18 protein-coding genes are annotated in these 23,029 nt (G+C 39.2%); 9 read left to right on the forward strand and 9 right to left on the reverse strand.

What is annotated here, in order from left to right; genetic code table 11:
• Positions 1 to 58 precede the first annotated feature (58 nt).
• Both EV200_RS17785 and EV200_RS17790 read right to left on the reverse strand, forming a co-directional pair.
• A complete protein-coding gene (locus tag EV200_RS17785) occupies positions 59 to 1,213 on the reverse strand; it encodes a galactokinase (protein WP_132535061.1) in 1,155 nt (384 codons plus the stop codon).
• A 16-nt stretch (positions 1,214 to 1,229) separates the two neighbouring features.
• Positions 1,230 to 2,288: a UDP-glucose--hexose-1-phosphate uridylyltransferase gene (locus EV200_RS17790; RefSeq protein ID WP_132535063.1), complete on the reverse strand. Its 1,059-nt coding sequence runs from the start codon at positions 2,286 to 2,288 to the stop codon at positions 1,230 to 1,232.
• A gap of 161 nt (positions 2,289 to 2,449) precedes the next feature.
• Between EV200_RS17790 and EV200_RS17795 the strand changes: the two genes are divergently transcribed.
• Positions 2,450 to 3,148 carry an NUDIX hydrolase gene (locus tag EV200_RS17795; RefSeq protein WP_132535065.1) on the forward strand — a complete coding sequence of 233 codons (699 nt, stop codon included), beginning with the start codon at positions 2,450 to 2,452 and terminating at the stop codon, positions 3,146 to 3,148.
• A 328-nt stretch (positions 3,149 to 3,476) separates the two neighbouring features.
• Here EV200_RS17795 and EV200_RS17800 read toward each other — a convergent pair whose 3' ends face one another.
• Positions 3,477 to 4,010: a DinB family protein gene (locus tag EV200_RS17800; RefSeq protein WP_229676690.1), complete on the reverse strand. Its 534-nt coding sequence runs from the start codon at positions 4,008 to 4,010 to the stop codon at positions 3,477 to 3,479.
• Positions 4,011 to 4,147: 137 nt separating this feature from the next.
• Positions 4,148 to 4,501, reverse strand: coding sequence for a DUF805 domain-containing protein (locus tag EV200_RS17805; RefSeq protein WP_132535067.1), 354 nt, complete (start codon positions 4,499 to 4,501; stop codon positions 4,148 to 4,150).
• Between the two features lie 170 nt (positions 4,502 to 4,671).
• Here EV200_RS17805 and EV200_RS17810 point away from each other — a divergent pair, with 170 nt between their 5' ends.
• Positions 4,672 to 6,507: an ABC transporter ATP-binding protein gene (locus EV200_RS17810; RefSeq protein WP_132535069.1), complete on the forward strand. Its 1,836-nt coding sequence runs from the start codon at positions 4,672 to 4,674 to the stop codon at positions 6,505 to 6,507.
• A gap of 419 nt (positions 6,508 to 6,926) precedes the next feature.
• On the opposite strand, the gene msrA is transcribed toward EV200_RS17810, so the two are convergent.
• The 4 genes from msrA to EV200_RS17830 form a co-directional block, all read right to left on the reverse strand.
• Entirely contained in the window at positions 6,927 to 7,418 is a 492-nt protein-coding gene (gene msrA, locus EV200_RS17815) for a peptide-methionine (S)-S-oxide reductase MsrA (protein WP_132535071.1), read from the reverse strand.
• Positions 7,419 to 7,970: 552 nt separating this feature from the next.
• The gene (locus tag EV200_RS17820; protein ID WP_132535073.1) at positions 7,971 to 9,014 is read right to left on the reverse strand and encodes an NAD(P)-dependent alcohol dehydrogenase; all 1,044 of its coding nucleotides are present in this window, start codon (positions 9,012 to 9,014) and stop codon (positions 7,971 to 7,973) included.
• 192 nt (positions 9,015 to 9,206) lie between these two features.
• Positions 9,207 to 11,258, reverse strand: a complete 2,052-nt coding sequence (locus EV200_RS17825) for an ATP-binding protein (protein WP_132535075.1) — start codon at positions 11,256 to 11,258, stop codon at positions 9,207 to 9,209.
• Positions 11,259 to 11,410: 152 nt separating this feature from the next.
• On the reverse strand, positions 11,411 to 12,955 hold the full coding sequence (locus tag EV200_RS17830; RefSeq protein WP_244313024.1) for an aminotransferase-like domain-containing protein: 1,545 nt from the start codon (positions 12,953 to 12,955) through the stop codon (positions 11,411 to 11,413).
• 43 nt (positions 12,956 to 12,998) lie between these two features.
• Between EV200_RS17830 and EV200_RS17835 the strand changes: the two genes are divergently transcribed.
• From EV200_RS17835 to EV200_RS17855, 5 genes are all read left to right on the forward strand, one after another.
• Positions 12,999 to 14,864: a TonB-dependent receptor plug domain-containing protein gene (locus EV200_RS17835; RefSeq protein WP_132535077.1), complete on the forward strand. Its 1,866-nt coding sequence runs from the start codon at positions 12,999 to 13,001 to the stop codon at positions 14,862 to 14,864.
• 114 nt (positions 14,865 to 14,978) lie between these two features.
• Positions 14,979 to 15,983: an SDR family oxidoreductase gene (locus EV200_RS17840; RefSeq protein ID WP_132535079.1), complete on the forward strand. Its 1,005-nt coding sequence runs from the start codon at positions 14,979 to 14,981 to the stop codon at positions 15,981 to 15,983.
• A 667-nt stretch (positions 15,984 to 16,650) separates the two neighbouring features.
• Positions 16,651 to 17,457: a phytanoyl-CoA dioxygenase family protein gene (locus EV200_RS17845; RefSeq protein WP_132535081.1), complete on the forward strand. Its 807-nt coding sequence runs from the start codon at positions 16,651 to 16,653 to the stop codon at positions 17,455 to 17,457.
• A 156-nt stretch (positions 17,458 to 17,613) separates the two neighbouring features.
• Positions 17,614 to 18,294 carry a CDP-alcohol phosphatidyltransferase family protein gene (locus tag EV200_RS17850; RefSeq protein WP_132535083.1) on the forward strand — a complete coding sequence of 227 codons (681 nt, stop codon included), beginning with the start codon at positions 17,614 to 17,616 and terminating at the stop codon, positions 18,292 to 18,294.
• Between the two features lie 73 nt (positions 18,295 to 18,367).
• Positions 18,368 to 18,829, forward strand: coding sequence for a GtrA family protein (locus tag EV200_RS17855; RefSeq protein ID WP_132535085.1), 462 nt, complete (start codon positions 18,368 to 18,370; stop codon positions 18,827 to 18,829).
• Between the two features lie 40 nt (positions 18,830 to 18,869).
• Here EV200_RS17855 and EV200_RS17860 read toward each other — a convergent pair whose 3' ends face one another.
• Positions 18,870 to 19,856 (reverse strand): MBL fold metallo-hydrolase, encoded by a 987-nt coding sequence (locus EV200_RS17860; RefSeq protein WP_132535087.1) that lies wholly within the window; start codon positions 19,854 to 19,856, stop codon positions 18,870 to 18,872.
• Positions 19,857 to 19,972: 116 nt separating this feature from the next.
• Between EV200_RS17860 and EV200_RS17865 the strand changes: the two genes are divergently transcribed.
• Both EV200_RS17865 and EV200_RS17870 read left to right on the forward strand, forming a co-directional pair.
• Entirely contained in the window at positions 19,973 to 20,326 is a 354-nt protein-coding gene (locus EV200_RS17865) for a winged helix-turn-helix transcriptional regulator (RefSeq protein ID WP_132535089.1), read from the forward strand.
• A gap of 123 nt (positions 20,327 to 20,449) precedes the next feature.
• Positions 20,450 to 22,957: an excinuclease ABC subunit UvrA gene (locus EV200_RS17870; RefSeq protein ID WP_132535091.1), complete on the forward strand. Its 2,508-nt coding sequence runs from the start codon at positions 20,450 to 20,452 to the stop codon at positions 22,955 to 22,957.
• The last annotated feature ends 72 nt before the right edge of the window (positions 22,958 to 23,029 follow it).

Genomic DNA, 23,029 nt, shown 5'->3' on the forward strand with positions numbered 1-23,029 from the left:
CCGGATGGCATATTAAATTCTATTTTTTTTATTTCAAGATCTTTCAAAAACCTAAGCTTTAAGCATCGATTAGCGCTGATCCGTTTGCTGTTTCTACCACATATGCATCAAGCGACAAACCAAATTCTTTTTCATAAAGGGCACTTACCTCTAAAATTAAAGCGTCGATATTTTCATCTTTTACAATGTTGATGGTACAGCCACCAAAGCCGCCACCCATCATCCTGGCACCAAGAACATGATCTAAATCTTTCACATAATCAACCAGAAAATCCAGTTCCTTACAACTCACTTCATATTGCTGACTTAAGCCTTCATGCGTTTCGAGCATGAGCTTGCCTAATGCCACTAAATCACCTTGTTTAAGTGCTTCCGCTGCTTTTTGAATCCGGCCGATTTCCTCTACTACATATTTACATTTCTGGTAAACTTCCGTATCCTTTGGCTTAACAAACTCCTCCAGCATGTTTATATTGGCATCCCTTAAACTGGTTACCTCAGGGTGATGTGCACTAATCCAGGCTACGCCTTGTTCACACTGAGATCTTCTCTGGTTATAGGCAGAATCAGAAAGGGAGTGTTTTACGTTTGTGTTGAGCAAAACAAGTTTATAACCTTTCAATTCCAAAGGTATATATTCATATTCCATCGTTCTGCAATCCAGTAAAACAGCATGATCCTGCTTACCAAAAACAGAAGCAAACTGATCCATAATACCACAGTTTACGCCAGCAAACACATGTTCAGCTTTTTGGGAAATTAAAGCCAGATCCATTTGTGAAATACCCAGATCATTCAGGTGGTCAAGCGCAAAGGCCGTTGCACACTCCAAGGCAGCTGAGGAGGAAAGCCCCGCACCTAAAGGAACATTTCCATCTAAATAAAGGTTGAAACCATTAATTTTATAGCCCCTTTTAACCAATTGATCGGCTACGCCCAGTACATAGTTTGCCCAACCAAGATCAGATTTTTCTATTGCAGTAATGGAGGAAGCATATGATGCCTGATAACTTTCAGAATATAAGTGAATTTCCTCATCATCTCTTTTTGATACTGCGACATAAATGGCCTTATTAATGGCCGCAGGCATTACAAAGCCACCATTATAATCGGTATGCTCACCGATAATATTAATTCTTCCCGGAGATTTAACCAGGATGGGTTCAGTTTGGTAAATACCTCTAAATGCACTTTTTAAACGCTCAATATCCATTCGCTCTTAATTATGTTTATTTGGTTAGTTTTAATTTATAATGTTCTGTCGACAATTCCTTCAGGCGATTTGCAGCGAATTCTGGTGTAATATCACGCTGAGGGTTCGCAAGCATTTCATAACCGACCATAAATTTTTTCACCGTAGCTGAACGCAGCAATGGCGGATAAAAATGCATATGCCAGTGCCATTCCGGATGATCCCCACCGTTTACAGGTGCTTGATGCATTCCTGCGGAATAAGGAAAAGAGGTTTCGAAAAGGTTGTCGTATTTGATCGTAAGCATCTTTATTGCATCTGCCAAAGCTGCTTTCTCTACACCATTAAAATATTTAATGCTATTCACTTGCCGTTTACTAATAATCATGGTTTCGTAAGGCCAGACTGCCCAGAATGGCACCAGCACAACGAAATGTTCATTTTCGTAAACAATTCTTTCATTCTTTTTTAATTCGATTTTAAGGTAAGCAGATAGTAAACTTTCCCGATGAACGGCATAGTAATTTTTCTGGCGCTCGGTTTCTTTCACAATTTCCATTGGCACTTCGCTTTGCGACCAAATTTGCCCATGTGGATGCGGATTGCTGCAACCCATAATTTCGCCCTTATTTTCGAAAATCTGGATATACTTGATCCATTCATTTTCAGAAAGGCTGTTAAATTCTTTTTGCCATAAGTCTACAACCGCAGTAATTTCACTAACGCTTAATTCTGGCAGGGTTAAATTATGTTTAGGACTAAAACTAATTACCTTACAGATGCCACGCTCATTTTGCGCCACCAATAAACCGTCATCGTTCATGCCGGCAGCAGGTGTATCTTCCAGCAGGGCTGAAAAATCATTTTTAAAGACAAAACTTTCCTTATAATCCGGATTGACATCGCCATCTGCACGATCATTTCCCGGGCACAGATAACATTTAGGATCATATTCCGGGCGGTTATCAGCCGTTACATCTTCAACCTTACCTTGCCATGGCCGCTTGGTGCGATGCGGTGATACCAAAACCCATTCTCCAGTGAGAATATTGAGTCTTCTGTGCGGATTTGAATCAAGATCAAATGTTGTACTCATATTATATTATTGATTAGAATGTTTGGCTATAAAATGGGATTTGAATTCTGCTAAAGTATAAATAAATTATTATTTGTCAAAATGACATTTAATAATTTAATGATAATTTCTATTTTCGCAAAATTTTGAAGATATTCAGGCACATTTAATTTGATTTCAGCATGATAGAATATTCAGGCCAACCGCATTACCTGGTGGCTGTAGATTGCATTGTTTTTGGTTTTGACGGAGAGCGCCTTAAATTATTGCTGGTGAAGCGCGGGTTAGAACCTGAGATTAATAAATGGAGTTTAATCGGTGGATTTGTGGGTGCTAATGAAAGTCCTGATGATGCGGCCAACAGGGTTTTAAAAAAAAACACCGGTCTGGAAGGGATTTACCTCGAACAATTGCAAATTTATGGTGAGCCTGATCGTGATCCTATTGAACGTACGCTATCGGTAGGCTACTTTGCTTTAATTGATATTCATAAATATGAAGCGCAATTGAGTGATGAATATCACGCAGAATGGTTTTTAGTGAATGAAAGTCCGAAGCTAATTTTCGACCATGCTCAAATGGTTGCTGATGCCCGGAAAAAATTACGCTACAAGGCTGCCCTCCACCCTATCCTTTTTGAAATGTTACCTAAAAAGTTTACCATTCCACAGTTACAATTGCTATTTGAGGAAGTGAACGACACCAAAATAGACACCCGGAATTTCAGCAGAAAAATCAGTTCTACTGGTTTATTGATCAAACTTGAGGAAAAAGATAAATCGGGATCAAAGAAAGGTGCCTTTTACTTTAAACTGGACAAGAAAAAATATAAAGCCAATTTTCAGGCTTTTTTAAACCTGATCCCTAATTTAAAATTATAGTGCAAAAATCATTTAGATCCGTTAATAGCATCTACCAATCAAGCCGATAAAACATTGTTAAGTAACAAACTGAAAACACCTGCTGCATCAAAAAGTGAAAAGGAAACAGATTTGGACATTAACTATTACTATAATTAAAAAAATCGAGTAATTCATTATCGGAAGCTGAAGTGAAAAATTCCCTTTAGGCTCTCAAAGCTGCTAGTGATGGTATAGATAATTTGAAAACACCAGCTAAAAAAGAGAAGGCTTACAAGGTGTAGATCAGAAGTTTCCGCCCTTTAAATTTAGTTGTGAGGATTTTATCGAAGTTAATGGCTTAACTAAATTAAAATAATTTTTCTTGAGGTGGAGTGGTTTTAGCCAATCGCAAATAAACAGTGGTTTGTCCACGGTGATGGGTTTGATGTTCAAATCCCTTACCTAAGGCCTGTTCACGACTCATATCAAAACGACCAAAAAGTTTCACCTTTTCGTTCAATTGAGCTGGAGTCATCTTTTTAATGGTCGCAATCATAAAATCATAGCTCTCTAACACACTTTTAGTCACTACAGCCTTTGTTTTCTCACTGGTTTTCTCTAACTCATCTTTGCCTTCCAGGCTTTTCTCACCTGTAGCTGCAGCGGCAAAAACATAGTTATCTGCTGCCAGGTGTAACATTTGTTCAGCGAAAGACCTCATTTCTGGTGTAGGTTTCAATGCATAACCTGTTTCCGGCATGGCATTTAAATATTCCGAAGTGTAAGTTTTAGCACGCTCCCACTCTTTCAATAAATCAGCAGTGGTGGTTTGCGCTTTGGCAACATTCATTAATAGAAGAAACATGAATGTACTGGTTAAGAGTTTTATAATTTTCATCATCTGTTTTTTTTACAAATTTATCATTTAGAAAGTTAATTTTCAGCTTTACATATGATCAGGCTGCATAGAAAGTTGTCAACACTAAAATATCAATATGGAAGGAGTTATTCAACTATAAAATATACCGTTCACTAAACTTAAATCTTGGATTGAAATTCTGAGGTAAAAGGATCTTGAAATTCATCATTTCCCTCGCCTTTTGGGTTATCACCATATTCATTCGGGCCATAGTCTCCCGCACCAAAAAGCATTACGAAACCATAAAACGGCACGAGCATCCACCATCCTGATTTTCCCTTGTCATGGCAGCGTTTAGCACCTTGAGCAATTAAGATATAAATGGGCAGGAGTAGAAGTAATCCAATTAATTCATTACCAGGTGCCTCGGCAGCAGCCATGATCGTATATAAAAAAATCAGGTAAAAAATTTGTGTTAAGGCATATTCGGTCCGACGAATCCTGCCATTGAATGAAAAAACAGCTTTAAACATGTGAGCTTTAAATAATTTAGAGCAGCAAATTATGATATTCTTTTGTGAATTTCATCATCATTAAACGCTTATTTTTTGTTTTCTATGCAAACTTAACTATCTAAAGATTTTACAAGCAACTGAATCTCAAATGCTGCAATAAGTTTAGCTTTGCATGCGCTTCCCTACCTATGGCAAAAAACAGAAATACCATTTCAATAGAAAACATATCCTTCAAAGACAGGCTTACCTCACTCAAAAATTTACCAGATTTTTTCAAATTGGTTTGGAAAAGCAGTCCGAGTAAAACGAGCATCAGTTTCATCCTTCGCCTTCTAAGATCGGCAATGCCGGTTGCTTTATTATATGTAGGCAAACTCATTATCGATGAGGTGGTTTCCTTAAATAGTCATATCGGTAATGGAGATTTGCAAAAACTCTGGGAGCTGGTGGCTTTAGAATTTGCACTTGCTATTGTTACTGATGGATTAAACAGAATGATTAACCTGACGGATAGTTTGTTGGGTGATTTATTCTCGAATTACACATCGATGCGCATTATGCAACATGCGGCAACACTGGATCTGGATCAGTTTGAAGATTCTGTATTTTACGATAAACTGGAACGTGCAAGGCAACAAACCGTAGGCCGAACGGTATTACTTTCACAAGTCATGAGCCAGATTCAGGATTTTATTTCCATAGCCTTTCTCCTCACCGGACTCATAGCCTTTAATCCATGGTTGATTCTATTGCTGTTGCTCTCCATTGTTCCCTCCTTTTTGGGCGAATCTTATTTCAACAGTAAAAACTATGCCCTATCCAGAAGTCAGACACCTGAGCGCAGGGAACTGGATTACCTGCGTTATCTGGGAGCAAGTGATGAAACAGCGAAAGAAGTTAAAATATTTGGTCTTTCTGATTTCGTGATTGGGCGTTTTAAAATGCTGTCTGACCAATTTTATGCAGACAACAGCAAACTGGCCATCAGGCGTTCAGGCTGGGGTACCTTCTTTTCCGTGCTGGGTACCCTGGGCTATTATGCAGCTTACGGTTTCATCATTTACAATACCGTAATCGGAAAATCAACAGTTGGAAGCTTAACTTTTTTAGCAGGTTCTTTTAGACAATTAAGCAGTTTAATGGAAACCATGTTATCCAGGTTTACCATTGTATCACAGGGTGCTATTTATTTGAATGATTTTATAGATTTTTTTGAGATTAAACCTAAAATCACCAAGCCAGAAAATGCAATTCCTTTCCCTAACCCCATTCAAACGGGCTTCGTATTTGAAAATGTAGGCTTTCAATACCATAATTCCACCAGGTGGGCGAACAGGAACCTGAGCTTTGAACTTCGCCCGGGCGAAAAACTGGCATTGGTTGGTGAAAACGGTGCAGGAAAAACCACCTTGGTTAAGCTTCTTGCCCGATTATATGATCCAACAGAAGGTCGGATTTTATTGGATGGAAAAGATTTAAAATCTTATGATCTGGATGATTTGAGACATAATCTCGGTATTATTTTTCAGGATTATATCCGTTACCAAATGACGTTTTACCAGAATATTGCCGTTGGAAATATCAAAGAAATCGACAACCAGCAACTGGTTAAAAAAGCTGCAGAAGAAAGTCTTGCAGATCAACTCGCAGCTAAGTTGCCAGGGGCTTACCAACAATGGTTGGGTAGGAAATTTAATGATGGCATAGAACTTTCTGGCGGCGAATGGCAAAAGGTGGCTTTAGCAAGGGCTTACATGAAAGAGGCACAGGTATTAATCCTCGATGAACCTACTGCTGCTTTGGATGCCCGTGCAGAATATGAAGTTTTTCAACGCTTTGCCGAATTAACAAAGGGAAAATCTGCGGTGTTAATTTCGCATCGCTTTTCTACCGCCCGGCTAGCCGACCGGATTTTAGTTTTAGATCAGGGAACACTTCTGGAATCAGGTACACACGCAGAACTACTGGAACAGGAAGGCAGGTATGCAGAACTTTTTAACCTGCAGGCTAAGGGTTATCAATAGGAATTTAACTGCTGATGAAAATGGTTGGTCGTTTAATTGAGAGTGTGCCCCCCTATTGCTCAAAGGTCGTCCTCTTGACTGAAGCGCAGCGAAACGGAGAGATCTTTGAACTTAATTTTTTTAATTATACAATTTACTGGTTCAAAGATTTCTCGACTACGCTCGAAATGACGACCCCTCTTAAAATCGTCCTCTCGACTGAAGCGCAGCGAAACGGAGAGATCTTTGAACTTAGGTCTTTTAATTATATAATTTAACTGGTTCAAAGATTTCTCGACTACGCTCGAAATGACGACCCTTCGTATAATCGTCTTCTCGACTGAAGCGCAGCGAAACGGAAAGATCTTATAACTTAGTTCTTTTAATTACACCATTTAACTGTTCAAAGATTCCTCCATTGCGGTTTGAATGAAGGAACTTTAAACCAATTTCCACTCAGGCCGTTCGAAATGACAGGTATAGCCATAAGGATATTTCTGAAGGTAATCCTGGTGTTCCTCCTCTGCATTCCAAAAATCTTCTGCCGGAACTACTTCGGTAATGATTTTACCTGGCCAGATTCCTGACGCTTCCATTTCCGCAATCAGTTCTTCTGCGGTTTCCCGTTGTGTATCATTCTCAAAGAAAATTGCAGAACGGTAAGATGTTCCAACATCATTTCCTTGCCTGTTTTTTGTTGTTGGATCGTGAATTTGAAAAAAATATTCCAATAAACGTCTGTATGATAATTTCTCAGGATCAAAAACAATTTCTATGGCTTCAGCATGTGTGCCATGGTTGCGGTAAGTTGCATTCGGCACATCTCCGCCAGTGTAACCCACCACAGTAGAAATTACTCCAGGTTGATTACGAATCAGTTCTTCTACCCCCCAAAAGCAACCGCCAGCAAGAATGGCTTTTTCAGTATTCATATTTATATTATTTATGGATTAAAGTTAAGGCACTCCTATCTAAAATGGAAATATTGATCATTGATATGACGTCCTTATTGCGAATGATGTCCGTATCAAAATACATCAGCAATTAAAAAGAATAACATTACAAAAGGTATAAAGTTTGCCGTCATTTACTTCATCATTTTACTAATTCTATTGAATTTAATGATTTGCTTTTCATTCAGATTGGGATCAGTGATTTAGTATTCCATTTTGTCCATGTTAACACGACTTACGAAGTTTTGATGGGTAGAGCACTAGGGAAACTTCGTCAGTCTATGAAGAATCTACACCACTTATATCCTAACCACCTAAACAACTAACCGTCTAACCCTCTAACCAAAAAAACTTAAATCACCCACACTAAAACTGGCGAAGCTCTACCACACTTAAGGCCACAGAAACTTCGCAGTTAGTTTGAAAACAAAACAAGGGATAACCTATTCGGCCATCCCTTGTTTATATGATTTCGACTTTCTAGTAGATAATCAGGTTTCCCCGAAGACCTAATAAGTCATCTATCAGATCTTATAATGTAGCCATATCAATAACGAAGCGATATCTTACATCACCTTTTTCCATCCGCTCGTAAGCGTTGTGAATGTCTTTCATATCAATCATTTCAATATCTGAAACAATATTGTGTTCAGCACAAAAATCAAGCATTTCCTGAGTCTCAGCAATACCGCCAATTCCAGATCCTGCCAAACTTTTACGACCTCCCAATAAACTAAACGCTGCAATTTCAGCTGGCTTTGGTGGTACACCTACACAGATATGCGTTCCGTTTGTTCTTAAAAGAGATAAGTACATGTTGAAATCATGCTCTGCAGAAACCGTATCCAAAATAAAATCAAAGGTACCTTTTGCTGCAGCAACCTGATCTGCATCCGTAGTGACTACAAAGTGATGTGCACCTAACTTTCTAGCATCCTCTTCTTTTTTAGGTGAAGTACTTAAAACGGTTACTTCAGCACCAAATGCTACACCAAATTTAACAGCCATGTGGCCCAATCCACCTAAACCTAAAACAGCAAGCTTATGTCCTTTACCTACTTTCCAGTGTCTTAGTGGCGAGTAAGTGGTTATACCTGCACAAAGTAGTGGTGCAACAGCTGCCAGATTCAATTTATCCGATACATGCAGTACAAATTCTTCTCTTACCACGATGTTGTTTGAATAACCACCGTAAGTTGGCATAGAACCATCACGCTCCATTCCATTATAAGTTTGTGTATTTCCTTCCAAGCAATATTGCTCCAGATCTTGTTTACAGTTTTCACAAACCTGACAAGAATCTACCATACAGCCCGTACCTGCAAGATCTCCTACTTTAAACTTTTTAACATGATCACCTACTTTAATTACACGACCAACGATTTCATGTCCGGGTACCATTGGAAAAATACCTGGAAACCAGTCGTTTTTGATTTGATGTAAATCAGAGTGGCATACACCACAGAAAAGTATTTCAAACTGTACATCATGTGGCCCCACCTCACGGCGTTCAAAATCCCAGGGAGCCAAATCTGTTTCGGCACTTTGTGCCGCATATCCTTTTGTTGCTATCATAAAATATCTTAGTTTTTCATCTTATTAACAAATATAAAACGAATCAGTGTTTGGAATTAAAAATTAAATGTCTGCACAAATTCATTATTTAGTATAGGGGTGATAAAACAATTGGGTAGAGCACTTTAAGTCATGTCTGCCAGATGTCATAACCCAATTAGGCGAAACTTCAAAACCCTTAATAATTTATTTTTAATGGGGTGGTTGTGCAGCAGGAAGACTAAAGTGAAAAACTGAACCCTGTTTAATTTCACTTTCTACCCAAATCTGACCATTGTGCCTTTTCATAATCTCTGCACAGAGATAAAGACCTATTCCAAATCCGGCTATTGATTTCGTATTGTGCTTTTCTACCCGATAATAACGTTCAAATAAATGAGGAATATCTGACGCTTCTATACCCATACCCTCATCACGTACACTGACTACTGATCCATGCTCATCAGAAACACAGGAAATCCGGACGATAGTTCCCATTGGAGAATATTTAATCGAATTACTGATGAAATTATTAATCACCTGACCTATTTTATCTTTATCTGCATTTACCCAAGCCGTTTCCACCGGATCAAAAATGACAGTATGTCCATCTGCATTTAAAATGGTATCATCTTCAATTTCACTGATCAATACGCTAATATCAAAAAGTTCTTTTTCAATATGAATCTTGCCAGATTCAAGTCTTGATACGTTTAGAAAACCATTGATCATCCTCGTCATCTTGGTGATCTGTTTATCTGCTTTATCTAAAATATTTTTAGTAAGCAGATCATCTATGGTTTTAGTTCTGAGTTGTAAGAGCTGGATAAATCCTTTTAACGATGTGAGTGGGGTTTTTAATTCATGGCTCACCATTCCAATGAAATCATCCTTACGGATATTATCTTCTTTTTCCTCTGTAATGTCCAGGATGGTTCCAGAAAAATGACCATAAGGTTCAGCTTCCGTTTTGTAATGTTTACCAGTAGATTTAACCCAACGCGTTAAGCCGTCATTGCGTTTTTTAATGGTATACTCCATATCAAAAACGAGGTCTTTCTTAATAACCGATTCTGCGCCCCTAATAACCTGATCTCTGTAATCTACACTTACCTGATCAATTACAGATTGATAAGTCATCTCTTCCTCATCCCTGTAACCAAAAATTTCTTTTAACCTGGCTGAAGCCCACATTTTGCCAGTAAAACCATCTATGGTATAGGTACCTAGTTTAGCTTGTTCAATTGCACTGCTTTGTTTTTGCTCGCTCTGTTCCAGTTTAATGTAAGATGCACGAAGATCATTGCTCACCTCTTCTACCCTTTTTCTCGCCACCACCTGTTCTGTTACATCAATGGCCATATTAATTACGCCTGTAATCTTTTCATTCTCAATTAAGGGGCAAAAAGTGAAATTGTAATAGCTTGTATTTTCTGTATTTTTATCTGTCGATTTAACCTCTTGTTCCTTAACATAAATGGTTTCGCCTGTTTTGTAAATTTTTAGCATTATCGTATAGGCTTCCTGCTTATCAAACGCTGGAATTACTGACAAAATCGGTTGATGCAAAATATCGGCATCCTGACCTAAAAACTTCAGCATTGGTGGATTGATCGCTTCTACATAAAAATCCTCGCCTCTAAATAATGCCATCGCAATAGGTGCCTGCTGAATCAGCATATGGCTCCTCATCTCTCCTAAAACTGAGCGTTCAAGTAAAGCAGCATTAAGTTTATCTGACTTCTCCAGCAAAGTCATTTTCCGGCGCAGCTCCATCTTATCCATCACCTGCTTGGCCATAATTTTTAAAGCCGATCGCTGGGCTTCTGTGAGCTTTCGTGTAACAGAATCGATCACACAAAGTGAACCAATTGGAAAACCCTCTTCATTGATGAGTGGAACACCAGCATAAAAAGTGATGTAAGGTTTCCCGGTTACAAGCGGATTATGCATAAATCTTTCATCTTGCTTGGCATCTTCAATTTCCATCAGTTCATATGGATTTTGGATGGCATGTGCACAGAAAGAATGATCACGATGTGTTTCTGTAACATCAAGGCCCTTTCTGGATTTAAACCACTGCCTGTTCTGATCAACCAAACTGACTAAGGCAATTGGCGTGTTACAAATAATAGAAGAAAGCTCGGTCAAATCATCAAACTCACGTTCAGATAAGGTATCCAGAATATTGTAAGATTGCAACGCATGTAAGCGTTCAATTTCATAAGCAGGTTGTGGCACAGACGACATTTTATTAACAATCATTTTTGATCAAACCGTATTCATTTGATCCCCATAAATTTTAAAGGATATTTTATTCTCTGCCACATGACCCTTAATTATTTTATATATTAAGGGCTAATGGTTGATGAAAATAACATACCGCAGGTTAAAATGTTTGCTCCGAATGGCTAATCTTAAGCAGTTAAAGTTATTTTTTCTCCTTCTAGGGGATCATTAATGAGGCGCTTAAGGCATTTCGCAAGGATATTAATGGCATTTTCCATCTCTTTCAAATTCATACTACCAAAACCCAAACGGGTAGCAGTAACACTTTTTGTTTGGTATAAAATGGTTTTAGGGAGAAACAATCCATCTTCAGCACATTTTTTCTGCATCCTGATGAGGTTAAAATGATCGAGCCACTCCACCCAAATGGCCAAACCACGTACAGGAATGCTAAACTTGATTCTTCCACTCAGTTTTTCTGTTAACAAACGCACAAACTCATCACGACGCTCCCTGTAAATTACTTTATTCTTTTTTGAAAGCCGGTGAACCTCACCATCCTGAATCCAATCTGTTAAAACCTGTTCTTTAATTACATCTATTCCAGGCTCCAGGATACGCTGATGCTTTTCCAGCTCTTTGATAAATGCTGCTGGGGCGGTTATAAAGCCATAACCAAAGCCTGCAGGTAGTGATCGAGCAAATGAACCCAGATAAACCACCCGATGATTTGAATCTATGGCAGCTAAAGGCAATATTGGATTACTATCAAGGTGAAAATCAAAGTCGTAGTCATCTTCCACAATCACAAAACCATATTGGTTAGCCAGTTCCAGTATTTCCATTCGTCTTTTAGCGCTTAGCGAAATCGTGGTCGGATAATGATAAACTGAAGTCAGATAAACCATTCTGATTTTTTGGGTCTCACAAATTTTCTTTAACGAGGCCAAATCCAGGCCTTCCTCATCTACAGCAACCGGAATAATCTTTGCCCCGCTATCAGTTAAAGTCATGTTCGATAAATAATATCCGGGTGCACCCACTATAACCTGATCTCCTTCAGAAATCAGCAGTTTAGTCACCAGAAATAAGCTTACCTCATGACTACTGGTGGTGAGCAGATTAGATTCAGAAATTCGCAGACCACGGGTAAGGTTTAAAAAATTAAAGAATTGCTTCTTAAAATGCTGATGAGATTGTGTCTGGATTTGTTCCCAAGGCTGGCGAATTTTCTGTCGCTTAAGTTTTGAAACATACAACCTCGCCAATATATCAGTATGAATCAGTCTTATGTCAGGCAAGCCATCGTTAAACTGTAAGGGTAAATCACTCCATTCCTCCGGGTTTTCCAACACTGATGAAGATTTAAAACTGAAATTTTCTATCGGTGCCTTTGCCGTTTTTTCTGGTTTCGAAATCCCCCTTTTACTCTGATTCCGCTTTTGATCAGATAAAATAAATGTTCCCTGATTTGGACGGATTTCAATAAAACCCTGAGCTTCTAAATCCTGAAAGGCTTTGATTAGCGTATTTCTATTAACCGCTAGCAGCTTACATAAGATCCGTGTACCCGGAAGTTTTGTACCTTCAGGAAGCAAACCGAGTTGAATCGCTTTAATGAACTCAAAAATAATTTGCAAATAAATTGGTGTAGCATCGCCCACCTTAAGCTGAATAAAACTTTTAAAAGGAATTTGAACCGGACTATCCATTATATTAAAACTGGTATACATTAGTGGTACGGCAAGGTAGTACTTTTGCTGAAAATTATAAGGAATGAAAAAAATTTACCTGGCTATACCGCTTTTTTGGTGCGCTAACCTATACGCTCAACAAAAGCAAGATACTGTGATCACCTTTAAAGATGTGGTGATTAATGAGAATGGTTTCCATACACCCGTATCCAAACAAAATCGAAATGTTTATATCATTGATCAGGCTATGATTGCCAAATTACCCGGCCGCACCATTCAGGAGCTTTTGCAATATGCCAATGGTGTAGATTTAAGGCAAAGAGGACCTTTTGGTAGTCAGGCAGATATTAGTATTGATGGCGGAAGTTTTGAGCAAACAGTTGTGCTGTTAAATGGCGTTAAAATTATTGATACGCAAACGGCACATAACATGCTGAATCTGCCTATTCCGGTAGAAGCGATTGAGCGGATTGAAATTGTTCGCGGACCAGCTGCTCGGATTTACGGCATCAACAGCCTAACCGGGGCCATTAACATTATCACCAAAAAATTTACCAAATCTGGCTTTCTGATTGATTCCTATGCAGGTTCAAATTTCAAAAAAAATGCAGAAGGTAACGGAAAAACATTTTATGGTGCAGGCATTCAGGCCGGAGCAGTTTTAAGTAAAAAGAACAATCAGCATTCTATTTTTGGCTCACGTGATCAAAGCAATGGTTACCGCTTTAACACCCAATTTGAAAACCTCAAATTACTTTACCAAGGGAATATTCAGATTGATAGTGCAAATGAAATCATGACTTCATTTGGTTACACTAAAAATGAGTTCGGCGCCAATGGATTTTATGCTGCACCAGGAGACCGGAATTCTACTGAAGCCGTACAAACTACATTGGCTAGTGTACAATCAAAACATAAGCTTTCAGAAAAATGGATGCTGATGCCAAGATTGAGTTATCGATATAATTTTGATGATTACCGCTATTTCGGCAATACCAATCCTAATGCAGGTATCAGCAAACACAGTACAAATTCACTTGCGGCAGAAGTAAACAGTACCTATAAAACCAAAGGAGGTGAATTAGGCTTAGGCGCAGAATTAAGAAGTGATGCCATAAATTCTTCCAACATTGGTAAACACCAAAGAGAGAATGTAGGGATATATGCTCAATACAGAACTTTTCTGACTGAAAAACTAAATATCAATCTGGGTACTTATGTAAATTATAACTCCGCTTATAAATGGCAGGCTTATCCGGGTCTTGATGCCAGCTATTCTTTTACAGATGTTTTCAAAATTATTGGTAGTATCGGAACCAGTCAAAGGTTGCCGTCTTTCACAGATCTTTATATAAACCAGCGACCGGGAAACATTGGCAACCCGAATGTCAAACCTGAAAATGCATTCCAAAGTGAGATGGGATTTAAGATTGCCAAAGGAAATTTCACTTTCAATGCTAACTTTTTCTATAGAAGAATTACAGATTTTATCGATTATACCAGAGTGCTTAGCACTGAACCATTTGAAGCCAATAATTTAGGCACCATGATTACGAAGGGAATTAATCTTCGTTCAAACTATAGCTTAGACGTATCAGAAAATTCGAAGATGAATATTAACCTGGCCTATTCTTATCTTGATTCGAAGTTTGGAGATATGCAGCCGGAAATTTCCTCTAAATATCAACTGGCTTCATTAAAACATCAGGTAACCAATACCATAGATTTTAAATACCATAATTTCACTTTATTAGTAGCCACCCGTTTCAATCAACGGATGGCAGGGTCAACATATTGGATCAATGATCTAAGGATTAGCCAGGCTATACAGAAATTTACCATATACCTGGATGCGCAGAATATTTTCGACACCCAATATTATGAAATTGGTGCTATTCCCCTCCCATCCCGCTGGATGAGTTTAGGTGTAAAATTCGTTAGCTTTTAATTAACCAGAATGATGTGATTTATTTTGTTTTCATTTAAGTGTCATGGTTGATCGAATTCTGAAACTTAAAAAATTTGAGTGGGTTATAAAGATACACCTAAGAAAAACATCATCATGGAAAATGAAAAAATGAGCAGACGAAAGGCTTTAGGAGGCCTGAGTTTAGCAATGGCTGCCGTTGCAGCTTCTCCTATTTTAAGTAATGCCGCAGTGCCGGAAGATATTAAATTCGGCCCTGCGGATTTGCAAGATCCTACAACAAAATACCCACGACCACCTTTTATTCATCAAAATCAACCCTGGCCGGCATTAGCGAGTAAAATGGACCCTAAACCAGATCATGGCGAAACCAGTTATAAAGGTTCTGGTCGTTTAACGGGTAGAAAGGCACTAATTACTGGTGGCGATTCAGGTATGGGAAGAGCAGCGGCCATTGCCTATGCACGCGAAGGCGCAGATGTAGCCATTAATTATTTACCACAGGAAGAACCAGATGCACGCGAAGTGGTAGAATTAATTAAAAAAGCCGGCAGAAAGGCGGTAGCTATCCCCGGAGACCTCAGGGATGAAAATTTCTGCAAAAAATTGGTAGATGAAGCCGCTAAGCAATTGGGTGGTTTAGATATCGTAATCAGTAATGCCGCCCGCCAACAGTCTAATCCTTCCATTATGGATATTACCACCGAGCAATTCGACTGGACGATTAAAACCAATATTTATGCACCCTTTTGGATTATCAAAGCTGCATTACCTTATTTAAAGCCAGGTTCCTCCATTATTGGTACCACTTCCGTACAAGCTACTGATCCTTCAGCAGATTTGTATGATTACGCACAAACAAAAGCCGCTACCACCAACTTCGTAAAATCACTAGCCAAACAACTTGGCCCGAAAGGAATACGTGTAAATGGTGTAGCGCCAGGTCCTATCTGGACGCCTTTACAAATGGGCGGAGGTTCCACTCCTGAGAAATTAAGAGCGTTTGGGAAAGATACACCACTTGGTCGCCCCGGGCAACCTGCTGAGTTAGCCTCCATCTATGTTCAATTGGCCGCAAATGATGCCAGTTTTTCAACAGGACAAATCTATGGAGCAACCGGAGGATCTGGTCACCCTTAAGCTATTAAGCACTAACCTTCCGTATTTTGAAGGTTAGTGCTTAAATCCCGACTTACGAAGTTTTGATGGATTTGTGGGCTGGGAAACTTCGTCAGTCTTCTTGCGGGCAATCTACCCCCTAAACAACTAACCACCTAAACTCCTAACCAATACACCTTAAATCAATCACAGTAAACTGGCGAAGTTCTGCCACACTCCAGGCCTTTGAAACTTCGCAAGTTAAGTTAAGCCGATTTACGAAGTTTTGATGGCTTATGTGCGCTGGGGAAATTTCGTTAGTCTTCGAGCGGCAATCTAAACAACAAACCATCTAAACCCCTACCCCCCTAAACCATCTAACCATCTCCCTCTAACCCTCCAAATAAAAAGCTTTTCAATCAAAATCTACGTAGGTAAAAACTGCCCCTATTAACTATACAAGCTTGTTTTTTATCATCAGCTATTTATTTAAAAAATTTAATCAGAAAAAAAAACGCTACATTGTTCTTAAGAATGTTAAAAAAATGTTAAGTTTGTATCATACACTACAAAATCTATAGATTATGTATAATAAAGCGCAGCTGTTTTATTTGTCGGTACAAAACTCATCGCGAATGCGAATGTGTTGTTGCTGCGCATAATTTTCTCTTCTACCAATTCTTCATTTCCAACTATTAAATTGATTTCAATGGCATCATCGTATCCAACCTTTACCCTATCAGAAAAACTCACCGATCAACAGGTAGAATTTTTTAATATTCACGGATTTATACACTTCAAAAATTTCATTACCAAACCAACTGTTGAATCCATTATCCAGGCTTCAAAAGAAGTTCAGCAAAAATGGATTAATGCTGATATCCAGAAAGTTAATGGTGTTCCTATAAAATATGGAAAGGATCTAGATGGTGAAAAAATTGTACAACGCTTCGCCTTTATTAACCAACACCATAAAACCTTAAGCGGATTATTACTGGATCCAAGATTATCGTCTTTATTGCCATTGGCAGGAGAAGATTCCAGATTGGGAATAGAAGAAAAAGATGGAATGGTATTCAACCATTACGTGAACGGCCCGGAAAGTGGTTTCACTAAAATGGGATGGCATACAGATGGTTTGAGAGACATTTTCTATGGTGGCAAACTAAACCCAATGTTAAATGTTGGCGTACACTTAAGTACCCAAACGGAAGAAAATGGTGGTTTAAAAATCATCCCGGGTACGCACAAGCAAAGTATTTATCAAATGCTTTTCCGTAAAAAATACTTTTTGGATAACCGTCCTGATAAAGATGAAATTTCCATTTTGCCAGAAGCTGGAGATTTAACCGTGCATGATGGAAGGCTTTGGCATCGCGTAGCACAATCTTCTCTACGAGGTGAAACAAGCCGGAGAAGAGTCATCTACATTCCGATCATTGTCGGAAAATATGTGCCTAAAAACGAGAATAGTCCAACTGTGTTTTATCAGCGTTTCGCTGGAATAGTCAAATAACATATGCTAATAATCCTATTTTTGACTTATCTTGCGCGAACGGGCAAACTAAAACGTCAGCTTATCCTAATCAAGTCATTGCCCGGAAAAATCAGTGGAAAGCTGATCAGACCTAAAACAGCCATACTGGCTTTTAGCTTTTGGTCATTAAATTAAATGAAAGAGATTACAACAGAACGGGCACAGATTTTCGCAGATAGAAAAAGAACAAACATTTTAAGAGCAGGAGAACAACAATTTATTCATTTTTTACTCAGAAAGATACCTGGCTTTATTTCGCCAAATATCATGACTGGAGTAGGCATGTTTGGCTCTATTATAGTATGCGCAGCCTTTCTTTTGGGTGCGAATTTTGGAAATTTATTTTTACCGATAGGAATTATTGGACTTTTTATCAACTGGTTCGGTGATTCACTTGATGGAAGATTGGCATATTACCGTGGCATCGCCAGAAAATGGTACGGATTTGCCTTAGACATTATTATGGATTGGCTAAGCATTATCCTGATTGGAATGGGGTATTACTTTTATGCAACAGATTCTACAAGGATTTTAGGCTTTATCTTCGTGGTATGTTATGGCTGGTCTATGATTATCTCATTACTGCGCTATAAGATTTTGGGTGTTTATCGAATTGATGCAGGTCTTTTAGGCCCTACCGAACTCCGCGTCATTATTGCCATCATCTTGCTGTTGGAAACTGCTATTCCTGGATCAATTACCTATTCTGCCCTAATGACTACAGTGATCTTACTGGTAATTAACCTGAAAGACACGAATGCGCTGCTGGAACTTGGAAATGACCGGGATCGCCAAGAAAGAGAAATCAAACCTTAACAAATAAATAAACAATACATGAAGCCTTCATCAGAGCTGCTTCAGATCAATTAGGAAATATCATACGCAAAGCATGAGTAAAAAGAAATCAATTTTGGTTTTTCTAAAAGCACAGGTATCTGCATTCGCTGGTGGATTAACCGATTATGGCCTTATGATCCTTTTTACTGAAATTCTGGGCATTCACTTTACCATTTCCATCCTGCTTTCCGGAACATTGGGCGGCATCGTTAATTTTTGTATCAATAGGTTCTGGGCATTCAATGATGAAGCGGAGTATGTTGCATCTCCAAGGAACCAACTCATAAAATTTGCAGCCGTTGTACTGGGAAGTATTTCCCTAAAATCAGCAGGCACGTATATCTTACAAAAGTGTTTTAACCTCGATTACCGTATCGGACGTTTATTGATAGACAGTGTTGTTTCTTATGGTTTTAATTATCCTATGATGAAGCTTTGGGTTTTCAAAACACAAGTAATGGAAACAGTACCAAGTGAATACGCTGATACAGATAGGCTTATTAATCAACGATAAAAATATCTGGCAAAAGCCTAACAGATCAATTTCATGAGGATTAATCTGGTACCATAGCTATTTGCTGCACCCATTCAAATGCATTACCTTTTTTGCGTACATGTCCTAATCCCGGCCATGGCAAATGATAAGAAAAAATTAGCGATCGCGATTCCGCTAATTCATTCATCACTTTTCTTCTGGTTTGTACAGCCTGGTTAAAATTGCTATCGCCTTCAAATCCCCATTCAGGGTGCGCTACCACTAAGACTGCTGAATGAACTAAATCTGCAATATGGTAAAGTGACTCTCTATTGGAGAAAATTTTAGCTACACAATGACCCGGCGTATGGCCTGGTGCCAGCTGCATGGTTATACAATCAAGTAACGTATCGCCATCTTCAAAAAGATGTAATTTCTCACCCAAAGCATTAATATTTTTCTTAGCCACATCAATTACAAACTTAATCAGCCGTTGATCAGTAAGCTTACTTTTTGAAAAGTCAGGTTTTTCCGATAACCAGAAATCATGCTCAATGCGTGATAAATAAACCTTTGCTTTAGGAAACAACAATTGATTATCTGTCCCAATTAATCCGCCAATATGATCTGGGTGCGCATGTGTAATCATCACATCGGTCACATCATCAGGATTGATGTCAGCCTTCTGCAGATTCTTAATTAATCCGCCAGACAATTCACCAAAGTTTGCGCCACATCCACTATCCAATAGAATCGTTCTGTCTTTGGATTTAATCACCAAAATATTAATACCCAATTCAATATGGTCTGTTGGTGCAAAATTACGTTCTAACTCCTGTTCAACCAATCTTGAATTGACACCTGGTGCAAAATTCGGCTGAACTGGCTTCATCACAATGCGGCCATCGCTAACCACCATCAGGTCCAATTCACCAAGTTTAAATTGATGAAAGCTATTCTTGCGCCTTCCTGTAGCATTTAGGGGTTTAGCCACTAAACTGCTGATATCCGTTAACCCGATGAGTGCAAGTCCGGCAAATCTTAATAATGCTGTTCTTCTGTCCATTTTTTTTCTTCAAATCTATCATATTGATATCTTTGCGTCAAGTATGTACTTTTAAGTATCCTACATACCTTTTATATTCTATTGTTGAAAATCAGCTACATAAAATGATAAAAAAAATGAGAAAGGAAAAAGACGAACCTTATTGCGCTGTTGATTTTGCATTCCAAAGAATTGGAGGAAAATACCGTGGCAGAATTTTATGGTATCTTCATTTACATCAGGTATTAAGATATGGTGAATTGAAAAGACTGCTTAAAGGAATTACAACTAAAATGCTCACCCAAACATTAAGGGAACTTGAACAGGATGAAATGGTTAACCGTAAAGTATACCTGGAAGTTCCGCCAAAGGTTGAATATTCGCTAACAGCCAATGCCAAAGAGCTTATTCCATTGATCAACGAATTAAGGGAATGGGCTGATCGCCGCATAATGGAAAATCCGAGAGCAGGCACAAAAATGCCTTGCTAACTATATTATCTCAGAAATGCCAATAAGCTCCAAATAACCTAAAGCTAAAACATCCACAAAATTGAAAACTTAGTCTGCACTCTATTGTTGCATAAATGAAATTGAAAATCACCTAAGAAAGTAATGGCAATAGATAAGCGGAGTAATATGATCAGGGTTCGTGGAGCCAGAGAAAATAATTTAAAAGATATTAACCTGGACATTCCCCGAGATAAGCTCGTTGTATTTACTGGTGTATCTGGTTCAGGAAAATCTTCACTCGCATTTGGAACATTATATGCCGAAGCACAGCGAAGGTACCTGGAATCTGTTTCTCCATATGCCAGAAGGCTGTTTAATCAAATGAGCGTACCAGATGTGGATACCATAGATGGTCTTCCACCAGCGGTAGCCCTCCAGCAACAACGGGGTGGAACAAGCACCAGGTCATCAGTAGGAAGTGTTACTACCCTGTCGAATCTGATGAGAATGCTTTTTTCAAGAGCTGGAGATTATCCTGAACATCAGGGAATGATATATGCCGAAGGTTTCTCACCCAATACGCCACAGGGTGCATGCCCTGAATGCCATGGATTAGGCAGTGTGTTTGAGATCACAGAAAGTACCATGGTACCTAATGATCAGCTAACGATCCGGGAAAGGGCAATTGCTTCATGGCCTCTGGCCTGGCAGGGCCAAAATCAAAGAGATATTCTGGTATCGATGGGTTATAATGTTGATATTCCATGGAAAGACCTTCCGAAAAAAGATCGCGAATGGATTCTTTTCACCGAGGAAACGCCAACGGTTCCGGTATATCCGGGTTTCTCACCAAAAGAAACCGCAGCAGCGATTAAAAATAAAAGAACACCCGATTATATGGGCACTTTCATAGGTGCCAAGCCTTATATCCTCAAAACCTTCTCGTCCAGCCAATCTGAGCTGATGAAAAAAAGAGTAAGCCAGTATATGCGTAGTGCCATCTGTCCGCTTTGCGAAGGTAAGAGACTTAGAAAAGAATCACTTTCCATTAAATTTGATGGAAAAGATATTGCTACAATCTCCAGCCTGTCTTTAGCTGAACTCGCCATAATTTTCGAAAAGCATGCAAAATCAGGAAAAGATAAAGTATCAACAGAGAAGCAAATCGTTACCGGACGTATTTCTTCAGATATCCTTTCACGGATTAAAGTGATGCTGGAGCTTGGGCTTGGCTACCTGAGCATGGAACGTACCACACCTACCCTTTCTCCCGGAGAGCTTCAACGCCTGAGACTCGCGACTCAGGTACATTCTAATCTATTTGGAGTCATTTATGTGCTTGATGAACCTTCAGCTGGACTTCATCCCGCAGATACCAGAGCCTTATTGGGTATTCTGGATAAATTGAAAGCGGCTGGAAATACCATATTTGTAGTGGAACACGAGCTTGAGGTGATTAAACATGCCGACTGGATTATTGATGTTGGCCCTATGGCTGGAGATCAGGGTGGCTACATTTTGTACAGTGGGCTACCTGAAGGGCTAAAAAAGGTTAAAGAATCGCAAACTTCAGCTTTCCTGTTTAATCAGGAAGTGAGAAAAATTACCAATCCACGAATACCTACAGGCTGGCTAAGCATCACAGGAGGCTCCCGTCACAACCTAAAGAATTTAAATATCGATTTTCCATTAGGCGTAATGACTTGTGTAACCGGAATATCTGGCTCGGGGAAGAGCAGTTTGGTGAGTCAGTTACTCGTTGAATTGGTTGCTAATGGCCTTCATCAAAAACTCGAAGCTCAGCCCGAAGATATTACAGATGGGCCACAAATTAACGATACCGCCTCAATTAAAGGTAGCATAACAGCAGGGCTGGAACAGCTTTCGAGGCTTATTGTAGTAGACCAGCGCCCAATCGGACGCACGCCCAGATCAAATTTGGCCACCTATACCGGGCTTTTTGACCATGTGAGAAAACGCTTTGCTGAGGTACCGCTGGCCAAAAAGCGTAAATACGATGCTGGTAGATTTTCATTTAACGTAGCAAAAGGACGCTGTCCGCATTGCCTTGGCGAAGGTTTTGTAATGGTTGAACTACTCTTTCTTCCAAGCGTTTATACACCCTGCCCCACCTGTAAAGGCACACGGTATAATGCAGATACACTTGAAGTAATTTATAAAGGAAAGAACATTGCCCAGGTATTGGAAATGACCGTAGAGGAAGCCTGCATTTTTTTTGATGAAGATCCGCTTATATACCGGGCGCTTGACATTGTAAGGGAAGTTGGTTTGGGATATTTAAAGTTGGGGCAAGCCGCGACAGAGCTTTCGGGTGGAGAGGCTCAACGCATTAAATTGGCTACCGAACTTCAAAAAGGTCAGAAAGGATCTGCCATTTATATTCTGGATGAGCCGACTACCGGATTACATCCTGCTGATGTTGAACGGTTATTGATTCAGCTTCATAAGCTGGCTGATGCTGGAAATACTGTTGTATTGGTAGAACATGATATGCAGGTAATCGCACAAAGCGACTGGCTAATTGATGTTGGACCAGGTGCAGGAGATGCAGGTGGAAAAATCATTTACACCGGAACTTTAGATGGCCTTGCAAAATGTAAAAACAGCAAGACTGCTCCATTTATAGCAAATTACTTAAACGGCAAATGACACAACTGCAAAAAACCAGGCGAATCACTTCTGGCTTTTGTTGGCAAAGACTAAATAGTCTTTGCCAACAGT

It is taken from the genome of Pedobacter psychrotolerans (assembly GCF_004340665.1).
Classification (GTDB): domain Bacteria; phylum Bacteroidota; class Bacteroidia; order Sphingobacteriales; family Sphingobacteriaceae; genus Pedobacter; species Pedobacter psychrotolerans.